We start from the raw sequence: 16,137 nt of genomic DNA on the forward strand, positions 1-16,137 counted from the left end.
ACCCCCAACCGGCCGGGGGCGGGCCGCCGGCGGCCCCGCGCGGGGAGCGGGGCGAGCGGCCGGGGCCGCGCGCCGTGGTGGCGGGGTCAGAGGATATAGCCGCGCTCGTCGTGCAGCGAGAGGTCGAGCCCCTCGGTCTCCTGCTCCTCGTCGACACGCAGCCCGATGGTGGCCTTGAGTCCGAGCAGCAACAGCAAGCTGACGAGACCGCCGTAGACCAGGGTCGCGATCACCGAGACGAACTGGATCCACACCTGGGCGCCGATGCCGTCGACGCCGTCGGCCAGCCCCGAACCGCCGAGCAGCGGCGAGGCGAACACGCCGGTGAGCAGGGCGCCGATGATGCCGGCCACGCCGTGCACGCCCCAGACGTCGAGCGAGTCGTCGTAGCCGAGCCACTGCTTGACCCTGGTCGAGGCGATGAAGGCGAAGATCGCGCCGGCGAAGCCGATGACGATCGCCCCCATCGGGCCGGCGGTGCCCGAGGCCGGGGTGATGGCCACCAGACCGGCGACCGCGCCGGTGGCGATGCCGAGCACCGAGGGTTTGCCGTGGCTGATCCACTCGGCGAACATCCAGGTCAGCGCCGCGGTGGCGGTGGCAACCTGGGTGACGGTGAGCGCCATCGCTGCGGTGGAGTTGGCGGCGAGTTCGGAGCCGGCGTTGAACCCGAACCAGCCAATCCACAGCATGGTCGCACCGATCACCGTCAGTCCGAGGTTGTGCGGCGGCATCGCCGTGGTCGGGTAGCCCTTGCGCTTGCCGAGCACGATGGCGGCTACCAGCGCGGCGATACCGGCGTTGATGTGCACCACGGTACCGCCGGCGAAGTCGAGCGCCCCCATCTCGCCGATCCAGCCGCCCCCCCACACCCAGTGGGCGATGGGGATATAGACCAGGGTCTGCCACAGCGCCATGAAGATCAGCATCGCCGAGAACTTCATCCGTTCGGCGAAGGCGCCGACCATCAATGCCGGGGTGAGGATGGCGAAGGTCATCTGGAAGGCCATGAATAGCGACTCGGGGATGCTCCCGGAGAGGCTGTCGACGCTCAGCCCGGCGAGGAACAGCCGGTCGAGGCCACCGATCCAGGCGTTGTTGGCACCACCGTCGGTGAACGCCAGGCTGTAGCCGTAGGCGACCCACAGCAGGCTCATCAGGCAGGCGATGGCGAAGCACTGCATCAGCACCGAGAGCACGTTCTTGGCGCGTACCAGACCGGCGTAGAACAGCGCCACGCCGGGTAGGGTCATGAACAGCACCAGCGCGGTGGCAGTCAGCATCCAGGCGGTGTCGCCGGCGCTCAGCACGGCGTCGTCCTGGCCCCAGGCGAGCAGGGGCGAGAGCAGCAGCGCGACCAGTAGGGGCGCGCGCAGGGTCATCGAATGTCGCATCGGTTTCACCGTTACATCTCCTCGCACTGCCGGGCTCAAAGCGCGTCCGGACCGGTCTCGCCGGTACGGATACGGGTGACCTGGTCGAGATCGAACACGAAGATCTTGCCGTCGCCGATCTTGCCGGTGCGGGCGGCGGAGCTGATCGCCTCGACCACCTTGTCGACCATGCCATCGTCGACGGCGATCTCGAGCTTGATCTTGGGGAGGAAGTCGACCACGTATTCGGCGCCGCGGTAGAGCTCGGTGTGGCCCTTCTGACGGCCGAAGCCCTTGACCTCGATCACGGTGATGCCGGAGACGCCGATGTCGCCGAGCGCCTCGCGCACGTCGTCGAGCTTGAAGGGTTTGATGACGGCTGCAACAAGTTTCATCGCGTATGGACTCCTGTAGGGACCGGAATCCCTGCTCCGGTCCGGGGTTGGGGAGGGCGCGTGTGGGGGCCGGTCAGAACGCCTTGTTCCAGCCTACCCAGACCTTGGGATCGTCGTCGTAGGTGTCGCGACCGACCTGGTCGTAGTTCAGGCTGAAGGTGCCGAAGTCTCCGGCCTCGCGGCTGACCGAGAGGCCCCAGTGGCCGTAGTCGTTGCCACCGTCGTTGTACTCGAAGTCGGTGTAGCCGCCGTAGACGCTCAGACCGAGATCGAAGGGCAGGGTGAAGTCGAGGCTGGCGTGGTAGTAGAGATCGCCCTGGATGTAGAGCGCCTCGTCGTTCCTCACCCCCGGGGCGCCGTCGGCCTGGCCGTAGACGGTGTAGGCGATACCGGCGGTGAGCCAGCGGTAGCTGAGGCTGGCGGCGAGCTCGGCGAAGTCGCTGTCGCGACCATCGGGGTAGGCGTAGTAGACGGCGCTGAGGTCGTAGCCGAGGTCATCGGTGATGCTGCCGGCGAAGCCGAGATAGCCATCGAGTTCATAGCTGGTGTTGTCGCCGAAGTCGACATTGGAGGCCCAGGTGCCGGCGTAGAAACCGCTCTCGTGGGCGTAGTCGAGTCCACCCTGGATGGCGGCCTGGTCGTCGGTCTGGGTCTGGCCACGCCAGATGTAGTTGCTGACCACGCCGAGGTTGGCGCTGACCGAGTGCGGGCCGGCGGCGTTGGCGCCCTGCCAGGGGGTGAGGGTTGCGCTCAGTGCGGCGACACCCAGGATGGTGCCGATGCGTGCTTGCTGCATTGACTGGTACCTCTGTTGCGGTGGTGTTGGGTCGTAGCGGTTGTCATCCATGTCCGCCGCACGCGGCCGGGGTCACGCCGGGGACGTGAAGGGGTTCTCACGGATAAAAGCACTTCGTGTGCCAGTTGCCCTTGGGCGTGTCTTGGAGACGCTTTTCGGCATCATGTGCCAAAGTGGCAACAGGGGAATGCACCGGATTGGTGCCGGTTGGGTGTCGGCGCCCAGACTAGCGCACCAAAAGAAGGCGGCACAGCACCGTCGATCGGCGCAGACGGCGCCGCGCGACACACCTATAATGTGGGCCCAAGGGCGCCTCTGCGCGGTTCTTGCCGCCGTCCCGCAGAGCGGTCGACGGTCTCGTCCAAACCCCATCCACAGCATGCGCGGGCCGCTGTGTTCGCGCCGGAGGAATCGATCATGTTAGACCCCAAGCAACTCGACGATCTGGTCCAGCGCTTTGCCGCGAACATGCCCAAGGGGCTGCAGGTGTTGCAGGAAGACATCAATCGCAACGTCAAGGCCTCGCTCGAGTCCGGGCTCTCCCGGCTCGATCTGGTGACCCGCGAGGAGTTCGACGTGCAGTCGGCGGTGCTCGCCCGCACCCGCGAGAAGGTGGTGGCGCTCGAGGCCCAGGTCGCGGCCCTCGAGCAGGCGCTCGGCGCGCCTCGCGCCGGCGCCGACTGACCCCGGTCGCGGCGCGGCATTGGCGCTCTGTACCTTGCACAGCCGCGCCTGCGTGGGCATCTCTGCCCCGCCGGTGACCGTCGAGGTGCATCTCTCCTCGGGCCTGCCGGCATTGTCGCTGGTAGGCCTGCCCGAGGCGGCGGTGCGTGAGAGCAAGGAGCGGGTACGCGGGGCGCTGCTCAACACCCGTTTCCGCTTCCCTGATGGTCGTCTGACCATCAATCTCGCCCCGGCCGATCTGCCCAAGGAGGGAGGCCGCTTCGACCTGCCGATCGCACTCGGCATCCTCGGCGCCTCGGGCCAACTTGGGGCCGCCGGGCTTGATGACTGCGAGTGTCTCGGTGAGCTGGCGCTCTCCGGTGAACTGCGTCCGGTCGCCGGGGTGATCCCGGCGGCGTTGGCCGCGCGCGCGGCCGGGCGCACCCTGATCCTGCCGCGTGCCAATGCCGCCGAGGCGGCGTTGGTCGGCGGACTCGCGTTACTGCCTGCCGAGCACCTCGGCGCGGTCTGCGAGCATCTTGCCGGGGTGCGGGCGCTGACGCCGTATTGCTCGTCGCCACCACCGCCGCCGCCGCAGGTGTTGCCCGATCTGTGTGAGGTGCGCGGTCAGATACAGGCCAAGCGGGCACTCGAGGTCGCCGCCGCCGGTGCCCACAGCCTGCTGTTGATCGGTCCACCGGGTAGCGGCAAGTCGATGCTGGCGATGCGATTGCCGGGGTTGTTGCCGCCGCTGAGCGAGGGTGAGGCGCTGGAGAGCGCGGCGGTGCGCTCGGTGAGCGCCAGCACGCCGTTCGACCCGGCGCGCTGGTGTGAGCGGCCGTTTCGCGCGCCGCACCACACCGCCTCGGCGGTGGCCCTGGTCGGTGGCGGGAGCAATCCGCGCCCGGGCGAGATCTCGCTGGCGCACCACGGGGTGTTGTTCCTCGACGAGCTGCCGGAGTTCGACCGGCGGGTGCTGGAGGTGCTGCGCGAGCCGCTGGAGTCGGGGCATATCGATATCTCGCGGGCGGCGCGCCAGGCGCGTTTCCCCGCCCGCTTCCAGCTGGTGGCGGCGATGAACCCTTGTCCCTGCGGTTATCTCGGTGATCCCGGTGGACGTTGTCACTGCAGCCGCGAGCAGGTCGCACGCTACCGTGCGCGGATCTCGGGACCGCTGCTCGATCGCATCGACCTGCAGATCGAGGTGCCGCGGGTCGAACTCGGCGCGCTGCTCGCGCCCACTGCCGCCGGGATCGAGGACTCGGCGACGGTGCGGATGCGGGTGTGCGCGGCGCGGGCGCGTCAGCAGCGCCGCGCCGGGACCGTCAATGCTGCGCTCGGCGCCGCCGAGATCGAGCGCGACTGCGCGCTCGACGCCCCGGGGATACGGATGATGGAGCAGGCGATGGCCAGGCTGGGGCTCTCGGCGCGCGCCTATCACCGGGTGCTCAAGGTGGCGCGCACCATCGCTGACCTGGAGGGGGCGGCACGGATCGCCCCGGCCCACCTCGGGGAGGCGATCGGCTATCGCCGGCTCGACCGCACCACCGAGCTGTCCTAGACGTATCGCGCGGGCGCTCGTCCGCGCCCACAGTGTTCGCAACCGATACCGGATCATCATGCTGCAACTTCAAGAGCTCAGCCTGCGCCGTGGCCCCAACCTGTTGCTGGAGGGAGCCGACGTCACCGTCTATCCCGGTCAACGGGTGGGGCTGGTTGGCGCCAACGGCTGTGGCAAGTCGAGCCTGTTTGCGCTGCTGCTCGGCGAACTCGGTGCCGATGCCGGCGCCATCTCGCTGCCGCCCGACTGGGTGATCGCCCATGTCGCCCAGCACACCCCGGACACCGAACGCGCGGCGATCGAGTTCGTGCTCGACGGTGATCACGAGCTGCGCGAGATCGAGCGCGAGCTGGCCCGCGCCGAGGCCGACGGCGACGGACTGCGCCATGCCGAGTGGCTGGGACGGCTGGAGGCGATCGACGGTTATGGCGCCGAGAGCCGCGCGGCGCGGCTGCTCCACGGCCTGGGCTTCGCCCCCGGCGACGAGCGCCGGCCGGTCAACAGCTACTCCGGTGGCTGGCGCATGCGCCTGGCGTTGGCGCGTACCCTGATGTGTCGCTCCGACCTGCTGCTGCTCGACGAGCCGACCAACCATCTCGACCTCGATGCGGTGATCTGGCTTGAGGGCTGGCTCAAGTCCTATCCCGGTACCCTGGTGCTGATCTCGCACGATCGCGACTTCCTCGATGCGGTGGTCGGTCAGGTGCTCGCCCTCGAACAGCGCCGCCTGACCCTCTATACCGGCAACTACTCGGCCTACGAGCGCCAGCGCGCCGAGCGTCTAGCCCAGCAGCAGGCCGCCCACGAGCGCCAGCAGCGCGAGATTGCGCACATGCGCGGCTTCGTCGACCGCTTCCGCGCCAAGGCCACCAAGGCGCGTCAGGCGCAGAGCCGGCTGAAGGCGCTCGAGCGCATGGAGCTGATCGCCCCGGCCCACGTCGACTCGCCCTTCCGCTTCGCCTTCGCCACCCCGGAGCACCTGCCGCGACCGCTGCTGCGGCTCGATGCGCTGCGCGCGGGCTATGCCGATCGGGTGATCCTCGACGGGGTCGGGTTGGGGTTCGAGCCGGGGGACCGTGTCGGCCTGCTCGGGCGCAACGGCGCCGGCAAGTCGACCCTGATCAAGGTCCTCGCTGGCGAGCTGACGCCACTCGCCGGGCGTTGTGAGCGTGCCCAGGAGCTGCGTGTCGGCTATTTCGCCCAGCACCAGCTCGAGGCGTTGCAGGCCGAGGACAGTCCGCTCATGCACCTGCGCCGGCTCGATCCCGAGGCCAACGAGCAGCAGCTGCGCGACTACCTCGGTGGCTTCGGCTTCGGTGGCGATCGCGCGCTCGACCCGGTCGCGCCCTTCTCCGGTGGCGAGAAGGCGCGCCTGGCGCTGGCGCTGATCATCTACCAACGCCCCAACCTGCTGTTGCTCGACGAGCCCACCAACCACCTCGACCTGGAGATGCGCCACGCCCTGAGCGAGGCGCTGCAGGGCTTCGAGGGGGCGTTGGTGGTGGTCTCGCACGATCGTCATCTGCTGCGCGTGACTACTGACACCCTGTTGTTGGTCGACGAGGGTCAGGTCGCGCCCTTCGCCGGGGATCTCGACGACTATCCCGCCTGGCTCGCCGGGCGGGCGAATCAGGCCACGGATGCCGAGCAGGCGCGTTCGCCGCGCGCCGGCAACGAGCGGCGTGAGCAGCGCCGCCAGGCCGCCGAGCAGCGCAAGGCGCTGGCACCGCTGCGCCAGCGTGAGCGGCGTCTCGAGGCCGCGCTCGAGCAGTTGGCAATGCGCCGCGAGACGCTCGACCAGGCGCTCGCCGATCCTGCACTCTACGAGGAGGCGGCCAAGCCGCGGTTGCTCGAGCTGATGGAGGCGCACCGCCAACTCGAGGCCGAGCTGGTCGCGACCGAGAGCGAATGGTTGGAGGTGTGCGAGGCGCTCGAGCAGTTCCAGGAGGCCTGTTGAGCGCCGGACTCGCGCGATGATGCCGCTGTTCCCTGATCCCTCTCGCTTCCGTGCCCGCTGGTCGGCCGCCCACTGGCGTGGCCTCGGGGTGGTGCTGCGGCCACTGCTGCTGGCGTTGCTGGTGCTGGTGGCGCTCTACGCTGCCTGGCCCTACGCGACGCTGTGGCGGCTCGATCGTGCCCTGGCTGCCGATGATTGCGCTGCCCTCGATGAGTTGGTCGACCTGTCGGCGATCCGTACCGAGATCGCCGACCGACTCAACAAGGATCACGACAGCGTGATCGGCGAACTCTCCGACTCCTTCATCCAGTGGTTGGAGTGGGGGATCCGCCGTCATGGCGAGGACGCCCTCGATGAGCTGGTCACCCTCGATTGGGTGTGCGAGCGGCTACAGGCCAATGTCCCCGACGATGCGGGCCTGTTCGACCAACTCGCACGTGCCCGCTTCGTCGCCCCGCGTGAGTTCTGCGCGCGCATCGGTTGGGCCGAGCCCGGCGCGGTGCATGTGCGGCTGCGGTTGCAGGGGGGCGGTTGGCGGCTGGTGACCCTCTATTACTGAGCGTTCGCCCAGGGCTTCATCAAGGGGACCCGGGCGCCGACTATGATGATCCCTGGTGAGTCGTGCGTGGGGCGGGTGCGGCCTGGCCCACGTCCAATCAAGCCAGCTACAGGATCCGACCGTGATCCGGGTCGTGTTCGGTAGCCGCCGCATCGCGGACTGCCCGACGGCCGATCTTCAAACACGACTGAGGACCCATGCGCACCATGTCTCCCTACAAGACGCTCTTGCAGAATCCGCTCAGCGAGCACCTCTTCGATCTGCCCTCACTGCCGATGGATGCCGCGGGGTTGGCCCGGGACTTCCAGCGCTATTACGGCTATACCCTGGGGCGCGAACGCGACTCGCTGGCGGCCTATTATCCCTATGCCGCACTCGCCATCACCTTGCGTGATCGGTTGATGGAGCGCTGGAAACGCACCCGCCAGGCCTATGACGGCGACAAGTGCCGGCGGGTCTACTATCTCTCGCTCGAGTTCCTGATGGGGCGGGCGCTGTCCAACGCCATGCTCAATCTCGGGCTCGAGGATGCGCTGACCAAGGGCCTGCACGACCTCGGTGTCCAGCTCGAGGAGCTGGCCGACAACGAGCCCGATCCCGGGCTCGGCAACGGTGGCCTGGGGCGGTTGGCGGCCTGTTTTCTCGACTCCTGTGCCACCCTGCAGCTGCCGGTGCGCGGCTACGGACTGCGCTACGAGTACGGCATGTTCCGGCAGGTGATTGCGAACGGCGGCCAGGTCGAGGAGCCCGATCACTGGTTGCGCGACGGCAACCCCTGGGAACTGGAGCGCCCCGAGTACACCCAGCGGGTACAGTTCGGCGGTCGCACCGAGCGTTATCTCGATCAGCACGGGCGCGAGGGGGTGCAGTGGGTCGATACCTGTGATGTGCTCGCCGTGCCCTACGACATCCCCGTGCCCGGCTACCGTAACGACACCGTCAACACCCTGCGACTGTGGAAGGCGGCGGCCACCGACGATTTCAATCTCGATGAGTTCAATGCCGGTAGCTACACCGAGGCGGTGGCGCAGAAGAATCAGGCCGAGCACATCACCATGGTGCTCTATCCCAACGACGCCAGCGAGAACGGTAAGGAGCTGCGTCTACGTCAGCAGTTCTTCCTCGCCAGCGCCAGCATCAAGGACGTGCTGCGTGACTGGGTGCGGCTGCACGGCGACGACTTCTCGCGCTTTGCCGAGTTCAACTGCTTCCAACTCAACGACACCCACCCGGCGGTCTCGGTCGCCGAGCTGATGCGTCAGTTGGTCGACGAGCATCATCTCTCCTGGGAGACGGCCTGGGGGATCACCCGCGAGACCATGGCCTACACCAACCACACCCTGCTGCCCGAGGCGTTGGAGCGCTGGCCGGTGAGATTGTTCGAGCAGTTGCTGCCGCGCATCCTTGAGATCATCTACGAGATCAATGCCCGCTTCCTGATGGAGGTCGAGCGGCACTGGCCGGGCGACAACGATCGATTGCGGCGGATGTCGCTGATCGAGGAGGGGCACGAGCCGCAGATGCGCATGGCCTATCTGGCGATCGTCGGCAGCTTCTCGGTCAACGGGGTGGCGGCGCTGCACTCCGAGCTGCTGCGCCAGGGACTGTTTCGCGACTTCTACGAACTCTGGCCCGGTAAGTTCAATAACAAGACCAACGGGGTCACGCCACGTCGCTGGCTGGCGATGTGCAACCCACAGCTGGCGGGTCTGCTCGAGGCCGAACTCGGCGCCGAGTGGGTGTGCGACCTGGAGCGCCTCGAGGGACTGGTGCCGCTGGCCGAGGACGCCGCCTTTCGCGGGCGCTGGCGCGAGATCAAGCAGGAGAACAAGCGTCGACTGGCCGAGGTGGTGGCACAGATCTGTCACGTCGACTTCCCGCTCGAGGCGATGTTCGACGTTCAGGTCAAGCGCATCCACGAGTACAAGCGCCAGTTGCTCAACGTGTTGCACGTCGTCCACCTCTACAACCGCATCAAGCAGGGCGATACCCAGGATTGGACCCCGCGCTGCGTGCTACTCGGCGGCAAGGCCGCGCCTGGCTACGTGATGGCCAAGCAGATCATCAAGTTCATCAACAACGTCGCCGCCGTGGTCAATGCCGATCCCGACACCGCTGGCCTGTTGCGCGTGGCCTTCGTGCCGGACTACCGGGTCTCGCTGATGGAGGTGATCGCCCCGGGGACCGACCTCTCTGAGCAGATCTCGACGGCGGGCAAGGAGGCCTCGGGCACCGGCAACATGAAGTTCATGATGAACGGCGCGGTGACCATCGGCACCCTCGATGGCGCCAACATCGAGATCCGTGAGCAGGTCGGCGCCGACAACTTCTTCCTCTTCGGGCTCACCGCCGAGGAGGTGACCGCAGCCCGTGCGCACTACGACCCCAACGGCATCATCGCCGCCGATCCGGCGCTGCGCGAGGTGATGGCGCTGATCGAGTCGGGGTACTTCAACCGCTTCGAGCCGGGGATCTTCGATGCCATCACCCTGTCGATCCGCAATCCGCACGATCCCTGGATGACCGCGGCCGACTTCCGCAGCTATGTCGACACCCAGGCGCGGGTCGCGGCGGCCTATCGCGACCCCGAGCAGTGGTGGAGGATGAGTATCCTCAACACAGCACATAGCGGTTATTTCTCGTCCGATCGCACCATTGGTGACTACAATCGCGACATCTGGCGACTGCAGACGGTGACGCCCCGGGGCTGATCGAGGGTCCGGTCCCTTTTCCGCGTTGCAAATGTGGATATTTTCCAGGCACCTTGTCGGCGGCCGATTTCCCGGCCGCCGAGGGCCGGGACCGGTAAGTCCTGCCCCGGTGTCCAGGATGGTGCCCTGTCCCCGTGCCGAGTGTGCCCGTGCGGTGACGCTTGGCTGTTATCGCTGGAGCCGTCATGACCGACACCCAATCAACCCAGACATCCCCCGCCAACGAGCTCGATCCCGAGCGTATCCTCACTGAACAGTTCCATCGCGCCCGAGCCCATCTCACCGAGGTGCCGCCGGGGCTGGTCGACTACCTGCGCCTGCCGCGGCGTACCATCAACGTCAGCGTCCCGGTGGAGATGGACGATGGCCAGATCCGTCACTTCGAGGGCTACCGGGTGTTGCACAGCCGGATGTTCGGCCCCGGCAAGGGCGGTATCCGCTATCACCCGGCCGTCAGCCTTGGCGAGGTGAAGGTGCTCGCCGCACTGATGAGCTGGAAGTGTGCGCTGCTGCACCTGCCCTTCGGTGGTGCCAAGGGTGGCGTGGCCTGCGATCCCAAGGAGCTCAGCGAGGGCGAACTGCGACGCATCACCCGGCGCTTCATCTCTGAGCTTGGCGACAACATCGGTCCCTATACCGACGTCCCCGCCCCGGACGTCTATACCGGGCCGCAGACCATGGCCTGGATCTTCGATACCTACGACCAGCTCCACCCCGGTGAGAACAACCTGCCGGTGGTTACGGGTAAGCCGCTCGAACTCGGCGGCTCGGCCGGGCGTACCGAGGCGACCAGCCGCGGCTGTGTCTACACCGCCGAGCGGTTGATCGCGCTCGGTGGCGTGCCCGGGCTCGACAGCCTGCAGGGTGCGCGGGTGGTGATCCAGGGCTTCGGTAACGTCGGGCGCATCGCCGCGCGGTTGTTCCAGGAGATGGGCGCGCAGGTCTGCGCGGTGAGCGACTCCGGCGGCGCGATCCTCGCCGAGAACGGTGCCGCGCTCGACCTCGATCTACTCGACACCCACAAAGATACCCACGGCACCGTGGTCGGCCTGCCTGGTAGTCGCACCATCACCAACGACGACCTGCTCGCGCTCGAGTGCGACATCCTGGTGCCGGCGGCGCTCGGTGGTCAGATCCACAGCGGTAACGCCGAGCGGGTGGCGGCGCGGCTGGTGGTCGAGGGCGCCAACCGCCCGATCACCCCCGAGGCCGATGACGTGCTCGCCGCGCGCGGCATCGTGGTGTTGCCCGACATCCTCGCCAACGCCGGTGGCGTGACCGTGAGCTACTACGAGTGGGTGCAGAACATCGAGCACCACAGCTGGACTCTCGAGGAGGTCAACAACCGGCTGCGCACCCGCATGTTCGACGCCACCGATCGGGTGGTTGCGCGCTGGCGCGGCTTCCCCCAGGATTGCGCCGAGCAGGGGCTGTGCGGTGATCTGCGCACCGCCGCCCTGGTCGAGTCGCTCGATCGTCTCGCCAAGGCGACCCTGCAGCGCGGCATCTGGCCCTGAGCCAGGGCCCGCGGCCATCGGGCTGTGGCCCGGTGGTCGTCTCTCATCACTGACGCGAGGAGACCGGCGCGGTGGACCAAGTGGCCCGACGCTGCAATGAGATCTATGCCATCGACCGCTGGGGCGAGGGCTATTTCACCATCAACGCGGCGGGGCACCTGTGCGCCCGCCCCGATCCCGAGGGCGCGGTCGAGATCGATCTCGCCGCGCTCGCCGCGCAGCTCGATGCCGAAGGGCTGTCGCTGCCGGTGCTGGTGCGCTTCACCGACATCCTCCATCATCGCGTCGCCGCGCTCGCCGCGGCCTTTGCCACGGCCAGTGCCGGGTGCGCTTATCAGGGCCGTTACCAGCCGGTCTATCCGATCAAGGTCAATCAGCAGGCCGGGGTGGTGCGCGAGATCCTGCGCTCCGGCCAGGCCGGACTGGAGGCCGGTAGCAAGCCCGAGCTGATGGCGGTGCTGGCGCTCTCGACCCCGGGCGGGTTGGTGGTCTGCAATGGTTACAAGGATCGCGAGTACATCCGTCTGGCGCTGATCGGGCGTCGGCTCGGGTTGCGCGTGCACCTGGTGATCGAGAAGCCCTCGGAGCTGCCGCTGATCCTCGACGAGGCCGAGCGTCTCGGGGTCGAGCCGTTGCTCGGGGTACGGGTGCGACTGGCCGCGGCGGCCGCCGGCAACTGGCAGAGCAGTGGTGGCGAGAAGGCCAAGTTCGGGCTCTCGGCCAATCAGGTGCTGGCGCTGGTCGAGGCGCTGCGTGCCGCCGGTCGGCTCGACTGGCTGCGCCTGTTGCACGCCCATCTCGGTTCGCAGATCCCCAGCGTCCAGGACATCCGCGCCGGCGTCGCCGAGCTGGCACGCTTCTACGTCGAGTTGCGGCGGCTGGGTGCACCGGTCGACTGTCTCGACGTTGGCGGCGGGCTGGGGGTCGACTACGAGGGTACTCGTACCCGCAATTACTGCTCGGTCAACTACGGCTTCGTCGGTTATGCCCGCGCCGTGGTTGAGACGGTGGCCGCCGAGTGTCGGCGCGCCGCGCAGCCCGAGCCCGACCTGCTCAGTGAGTCGGGGCGGGCGCTGACCGCGCATCATGCGGTACTGATCACCAATGTCATCGATCGCGAGCGCGCCGCCGGGCTCGGTGTCGAGCCGCGTGCCGATGAGGGGCAACCGCTGCTCGAGGCGTTGGCCGAGCGGCTGCGCGAGTCTGGACACGGTGCCCCGCAGGAGGTCTACGCCGAGGCCCGCGAGCTGCTCGAGGCGGTGCGCGCGGGCTTTGCCGATGATCGTCTCGATCTTGCGACCCGCGCCCGTGCCGAGGAGCTGTTCTTCGCCGTTTGTCGGCGGCTGGCGACTCGGCTCGATCCAGCGGTGCGCCGTCATCGCGAGCTGGCCGATACCGTCAACGCGCTGCTCGCCGACAAGCTGTTTTGTAACTTCTCGCTGTTCCAATCGATGCCCGATGTCTGGGCGCTCGACCAGCTCTTCCCCATCGCCCCGATCCAGCGGCTCGACGAGCTGCCCGGGGCGCGTGCCCTGGTCCACGATCTCACCTGCGACTCCGACGGCTGTATCGAGCACTATGTCGACGAGGGAGGGGTGGAGACCAGCCTGCCGATCCATGCCGATGCCGCCGAGGGCATGCCCTATCTGCTCGGCTTCTTCATGGTCGGTGCCTATCAGGAAATCCTCGGCGATATTCACAACCTGTTCGGCGACACCGACGCAGTCAACGTCGTGCTCGACCCCGAGGCCCCCGCAGGCTATCGGCTGTGTGAGGCCGAGCGTGGTGACTCCACCGACGAGCTGCTCGGCTATGTGCACTTCGAGCCGCGCACCCTGCTCGCGCACTACCGGCGCAAGCTCGATGGCGCCGCGCTCGATCGCGATACCCGCGAGCGCTTGTTCGTCGAACTCAAGGCCGGGCTCTACGGTTACACCTATTTCGAGGGTGGGGGCTAACCTCGACTACCAACGCGGAGGCCAGGGATGCACGAACTCTCCGTTTGCCAGGCGTTGCTCGATCAGGTCGAGCGCATCGCCGACGAGCACGGCGCCACCCGGGTCGAGCGCATCCTGTTGCGCATCGGACCGCTCTCCGGGGTCGAGCCGAGCCTGCTCGAGCATGCCTATCCGCTGGCCGCCGCCGGTACCCGGGCCGAGCATGCGATCCTGGCCATCGAGCCGGCGCCGGTGCGGGTGCACTGCCTCGACTGTGGTGCCGAGAGCGCGGCCGTGCCCAACCGACTGCTGTGCGGTCGCTGCGCCGGGTATCGTACCCGCCTGGTCAGCGGTGACGAGATGCTGCTGGCCAATCTGGAACTGACGATTCCCGATGAGCCCTTGTCATCAGCGGATTCTGACTAACCCGTGACGCTCGCAATGGCATACACTCACGGCAAGGCTTGGATTCAGGAGACGCTGACGCCAGCATTGGCTGGATGGATGACCCCGCCCGGGTCGGCGCGGTCGCTGTCACGGCGGCGTGCCATCGTCCCCTCAGCGCACCCTTAGCGGAGATCTCGTCATGTGCGATACCTGTGGCTGCAACATCACCCCCGGCAATGAGCACCTGGTGCGCGATGGTGGACGCCATGCCCGGACCGAGGACGGTCGCGCGGCGATCAGCGTGCTACGTAACCTGCTCTCGGAGAACGACCATCAGGCTCGCCACAACCGCGAGCACTTCGATCGCCACGGGGTGTTGGCGATCAACCTGATGTCTTCGCCCGGGGCGGGCAAGACCAGCCTGCTCGAGGCGACCATCGAGGTGCTCGGGCCGAGCTGCCGGATCGCGGTGATCGAGGGCGACCTCGAGACCGAGAACGACGCCGAACGCATCCGCGCCAAGGGCGTGCAGGCGGTGCAGATCGCCACCGGTAGTGCCTGTCATCTCGACGCCCACATGGTCCATCAGGCGCTGCATCAGCTCGATCTCAACGGTATCGACCTGTTGTTCATCGAGAACGTCGGCAACCTGGTCTGCCCGGCGAGCTTCGACCTCGGCCAACACCGCAACGTCACCCTGCTGTCGGTGCCCGAGGGCGACGACAAGCCGGCCAAGTACCCGGTGATCTTCCGCGCCGCCGATCTGGTGCTCTGCACCAAGGGCGATCTGCTGCCGGTGCTCGAGGACTTCGATCCCGAGCGCGCCGAACGTCACCTGCGGGCACTGGCGAGTGTGGTGCCCTTCGAGGTGATCTCCACCCGTCGCTCCGGTCAGTTCGAGTCTTGGCTGATGTGGTTGCGCGACGAGCTGCAGGCGCAGGACACCAGGCGTGCGCTCGGGCGCACCATCCATCCGTTGATCCAGCCCGATGGCGCCTTGCACGGCGACGGTCAGGAGGGCGAGCATCACGGTCATGGCCACTTCCACCAGGCCGCGCACAGCCACGGCTGAGCGTCCACTGCATCACCAGGATCCGGTCAAGTCTCGAGGAGGAACCTCAGTGTCAGTCCCAATGTTCACCAGACGTTCCGCGCGCGCCGTCGCGCTGCTCGCCTTGCTGGCGCAGGTGCCGACGGTGGCGGCGTTCAACTTCGGCGACATGATGAACCCCGGACGATGGATGGGGGGAGATCGCTACGACGACTACAATGACGGCCCCTATGGTCCCTATGCACCACCCTACGGACCCTATGGCGGTTATGGCCCCGGCTACGGTGTCCCCTACGGTGGTTATGGCATGCCCTATGCGCCAGCGCCGCATTATCCCGGTGTCCAGGGCCAGCCAGCGCCGGCGCTGGGTGCGCCCGCCGCAACCGCCGATGAGATCGAGGCGCTCAAACGCCGCATCGAGGAACTTGAGGCGCGTCAGCGTGGTGGCCCGCAGCAGCCGCAGGCCCAGCCCCCTGGTGAGTGGCAGCAAGGGCCGGCACCGGGGGAATGGCCGCAGTCGCCCGCCTTCCGCCCGATGAACCAGTACTGATCGCGCTGGCGCTGGCGGTCGTCGCTGCTGCTTGTCGTGCCGGCTGCGATGTCGTGTCCGTGGGCTGGGGCGCCAGACGTGATCATTTCGTCGCTAAGCCGCCAGCCGCCAGCCCTGCTCGATCGCCGCTCGAACGATCGCTGTATCCCGATATGCTCTAAGATGCCGCTGGTTATCTGGACTTCATCGACTGGAGGTCGCCGCCGATGTCACCGATCACTCGCGCGCTCTGCGTGCTGGTGCTGCTCTGTACTCCGCTCTCGTCGTCACTGGCCGCCGGCGATGCCGTCGTTCACCGGGCCGAGACCAGCTTCGAGGCCGCGCTCGACGGGTTGCGGGCGGCGATCCTCGAGCGCGGCCTCTATATCAACAACGTCCTCGACCTGGCCGAGATGTTCGCACGTACCGCCGAGGACCTCGGCTTCACTGAGCCGGTCTACGGCGAGGCGCGCTCGGTGGAGTTCTGCAGCGCCGTGCTCTCGCGCGAGATGATGCGCGAGGACCCGACGCGGATCGTCAACTGCCCCTTCGTGGTCAGCCTCTACACCCTTCCCGATGACCCTGCGACCGTCCATGCCGCCTATCGCGCTATCCCCGCCGAGCTGCAGGCCGCGAGCCCGGTGATGCGCGAGGTCGCCGAGCTGCTCGATGACCTTGCCCGCGCCGCGTTGGCGTGGTGA

At 67.6% G+C, this 16,137-nt stretch carries 14 protein-coding genes; 11 read left to right on the forward strand and 3 right to left on the reverse strand.

The genetic code is table 11. The features are described from left to right. Positions 1-86: 86 nt before the first annotated feature. The 3 genes from HF203_RS06655 to HF203_RS06665 form a co-directional block, all read right to left on the reverse strand. The gene (locus HF203_RS06655) at positions 87-1,394 is read right to left on the reverse strand and encodes an ammonium transporter (protein ID WP_281349799.1); all 1,308 of its coding nucleotides are present in this window, start codon (positions 1,392-1,394) and stop codon (positions 87-89) included. 35 nt (positions 1,395-1,429) lie between these two features. Further along, positions 1,430-1,768 carry a P-II family nitrogen regulator gene (locus tag HF203_RS06660; RefSeq protein ID WP_168667897.1) on the reverse strand — a complete coding sequence of 113 codons (339 nt, stop codon included), beginning with the start codon at positions 1,766-1,768 and terminating at the stop codon, positions 1,430-1,432. 73 nt (positions 1,769-1,841) lie between these two features. Next, positions 1,842-2,564, reverse strand: a complete 723-nt coding sequence (locus HF203_RS06665; RefSeq protein ID WP_168667899.1) for a TorF family putative porin — start codon at positions 2,562-2,564, stop codon at positions 1,842-1,844. A gap of 417 nt (positions 2,565-2,981) precedes the next feature. Here HF203_RS06665 and ubiK point away from each other — a divergent pair, with 417 nt between their 5' ends. The 11 genes from ubiK to HF203_RS06720 all read left to right on the forward strand — a co-directional run bounded on the left by ubiK (position 2,982) and on the right by HF203_RS06720 (position 16,137). Then, a complete protein-coding gene (gene ubiK / locus HF203_RS06670; protein WP_168667902.1) occupies positions 2,982-3,248 on the forward strand; it encodes a ubiquinone biosynthesis accessory factor UbiK in 267 nt (88 codons plus the stop codon). Positions 3,249-3,267: 19 nt separating this feature from the next. Beyond that, the gene (locus HF203_RS06675; RefSeq protein WP_168667904.1) at positions 3,268-4,788 is read left to right on the forward strand and encodes a YifB family Mg chelatase-like AAA ATPase; all 1,521 of its coding nucleotides are present in this window, start codon (positions 3,268-3,270) and stop codon (positions 4,786-4,788) included. 58 nt (positions 4,789-4,846) lie between these two features. After that, positions 4,847-6,745, forward strand: a complete 1,899-nt coding sequence (locus HF203_RS06680) for an ATP-binding cassette domain-containing protein (RefSeq protein ID WP_168667914.1) — start codon at positions 4,847-4,849, stop codon at positions 6,743-6,745. Between the two features lie 16 nt (positions 6,746-6,761). Then, the gene (locus HF203_RS06685) at positions 6,762-7,304 is read left to right on the forward strand and encodes a DUF2939 domain-containing protein (RefSeq protein WP_168667916.1); all 543 of its coding nucleotides are present in this window, start codon (positions 6,762-6,764) and stop codon (positions 7,302-7,304) included. A gap of 206 nt (positions 7,305-7,510) precedes the next feature. Next, positions 7,511-10,015 carry a glycogen/starch/alpha-glucan phosphorylase gene (locus tag HF203_RS06690; RefSeq protein ID WP_168668164.1) on the forward strand — a complete coding sequence of 835 codons (2,505 nt, stop codon included), beginning with the start codon at positions 7,511-7,513 and terminating at the stop codon, positions 10,013-10,015. A 185-nt stretch (positions 10,016-10,200) separates the two neighbouring features. Then, a complete protein-coding gene (locus HF203_RS06695) occupies positions 10,201-11,532 on the forward strand; it encodes a Glu/Leu/Phe/Val family dehydrogenase (RefSeq protein ID WP_210424672.1) in 1,332 nt (443 codons plus the stop codon). 71 nt (positions 11,533-11,603) lie between these two features. Further along, positions 11,604-13,490 (forward strand): biosynthetic arginine decarboxylase, encoded by a 1,887-nt coding sequence (speA, locus tag HF203_RS06700; RefSeq protein ID WP_168667918.1) that lies wholly within the window; start codon positions 11,604-11,606, stop codon positions 13,488-13,490. A 27-nt stretch (positions 13,491-13,517) separates the two neighbouring features. After that, positions 13,518-13,895, forward strand: a complete 378-nt coding sequence (locus tag HF203_RS06705; RefSeq protein ID WP_168667920.1) for a hydrogenase maturation nickel metallochaperone HypA/HybF — start codon at positions 13,518-13,520, stop codon at positions 13,893-13,895. A gap of 160 nt (positions 13,896-14,055) precedes the next feature. Further along, positions 14,056-14,928 carry a hydrogenase nickel incorporation protein HypB gene (hypB, locus tag HF203_RS06710; RefSeq protein WP_168667922.1) on the forward strand — a complete coding sequence of 291 codons (873 nt, stop codon included), beginning with the start codon at positions 14,056-14,058 and terminating at the stop codon, positions 14,926-14,928. Between the two features lie 49 nt (positions 14,929-14,977). Beyond that, the gene (locus HF203_RS06715) at positions 14,978-15,457 is read left to right on the forward strand and encodes a hypothetical protein (protein WP_343043891.1); all 480 of its coding nucleotides are present in this window, start codon (positions 14,978-14,980) and stop codon (positions 15,455-15,457) included. A 206-nt stretch (positions 15,458-15,663) separates the two neighbouring features. Continuing rightward, positions 15,664-16,137: a DUF302 domain-containing protein gene (locus HF203_RS06720; protein WP_168667924.1), complete on the forward strand. Its 474-nt coding sequence runs from the start codon at positions 15,664-15,666 to the stop codon at positions 16,135-16,137.

Origin of the sequence: Marichromatium bheemlicum (assembly GCF_012276755.1) — a bacterium.
In the GTDB taxonomy this organism is placed as follows: domain Bacteria; phylum Pseudomonadota; class Gammaproteobacteria; order Chromatiales; family Chromatiaceae; genus Marichromatium; species Marichromatium bheemlicum.